A 1,369-nucleotide genomic window follows, 5' to 3' on the forward strand; every position below is an offset into this window, starting at 1 on the left:
GTGCCAGGTCTGGGCGCCGGTGCTCGACGGCAAGCCGCGCTTTCTGTTCCTCGACGAGCCAGTGTCCAGCCTCGACATCAAGCACCAGCTGATCATCATGAACATTGCCCGCGACTTCGCCAGAAGGGGCGGTGGCGTGGTCGCCATCCTGCATGACCTCAATCTGACGGCCATGTATGCGGAGCGGATCTTCGTCATGCATCGCGGCCGGCTGGCCGCCGCCGGATCGCCGCGGGACGTGCTGAGCGATGATCTGATCGAGAAAGTGTTCGACTGCCGGCTCAGGGTCGGCGTGCTGCCGGCGGGCAATATGCCGTTCGTGCTGCCGCAGTCGGCGGTCTATTGATATTCAGGTGAGGCCGGGCCTGCGAATGGCGGTTTCCTGCGCTTCTCCCGCCAATTGTCGAAGTCGGCGCCGCCCCTCATTGCCCTGCCGGGCATTTCTCTCCGTAGAACGGGGAGAAATACGCTAGGCAGCCGGGGCGCGGCGCTCCATCAGCATGTCGATGCCGAGCAGGTTGCGTACATTCGGCCGCGCCGCTACCAGATCGGCGATCGTATAGCGGGCGAGCACTGCGAAAAACGCATTCAGGGCCTCGCGCAGCGCCGAGTTCAGCGCGCAGCTGTCGACGAGCGGGCATTCGGCGGCATCGTTCTCGAAGCATTCGGCCATGGCGAAGCTCTCTTCCGTCACGCGCACGACATCGAACAGGCTGATGGCTTCGGCCGCCCGGCCAAGTTTGACGCCGCCATTCCTGCCACGCACGGTCTGGACGAGGCCGTGCTCGACCAGCGGCTGCAGGATCTTGAACAGGAAAAGCTCCGACACCGAATAGGCGGCCGCGATCTCGGGAATACGGCTCAATCGGTCGTCATTTGCCGCGCAATACATCAAGATGCGCATGGCATAGTTGGTCTGGCGCGTAAGCCGCATATTGTCCTCACAAGGCACTGGGGCGGTGCAACCCACGCCAGATCTGGAAATTTTGCTGATGCGGCTTTGACCCGAAATTCCGGATTCGCCACATTGGCCCAGGCGGAATATGGCCTATACCTTGGAATAATTCCAGACTAGCTTGGCGCGATAGATGAATTTTCTCCTCAACTTTGTGTGCGCAGCCGGGCAAGATGCCGGGCGAAACCGGCTGTCGCGGGTATTTCGGCCGTCGGAACACTAGATAGGCTGAGATCGACGAGGAGCGGCTCACCCATGTCACAATCGGCTTCGCCCTTGACGCCGGTCCGTTTCGATGCCGAAGCGGATGCGAAGCTTTCCGCGTTGCGGCGGACGAAATTCCTCGCGGCGGCCGCGCTGGCGCTTTGCGTACTGGTGTTTGCGCTCGCCAAATCGTTCGAGCACATCCATGCG

The 1,369-nt window shown here is 61.8% G+C and carries 1 protein-coding gene and 2 pseudogenes; 2 read left to right on the top strand and 1 reads right to left on the bottom strand.

What is annotated here, in order from left to right; translation table 11 throughout:
• Positions 1–346, top strand: a pseudogene (locus tag EN932_RS36180) (iron ABC transporter); the annotation flags it as partial.
• A gap of 123 nt (positions 347–469) precedes the next feature.
• Here the strand turns inward: EN932_RS36180 and rirA are convergent.
• A complete protein-coding gene (rirA, locus tag EN932_RS36185) occupies positions 470–934 on the bottom strand; it encodes an iron-responsive transcriptional regulator RirA (protein ID WP_013531245.1) in 465 nt (154 codons plus the stop codon).
• A 276-nt stretch (positions 935–1,210) separates the two neighbouring features.
• On the opposite strand from rirA, the pseudogene EN932_RS39395 reads away from it, so the two are divergent.
• Positions 1,211–1,369 (top strand): annotated as a pseudogene (locus tag EN932_RS39395) (DUF445 domain-containing protein); the annotation flags it as partial.

Origin of the sequence: Mesorhizobium sp. M7A.F.Ca.US.002.01.1.1, from assembly GCF_004022955.1 — a bacterium.
GTDB lineage: Bacteria > Pseudomonadota > Alphaproteobacteria > Rhizobiales > Rhizobiaceae > Mesorhizobium > Mesorhizobium ciceri.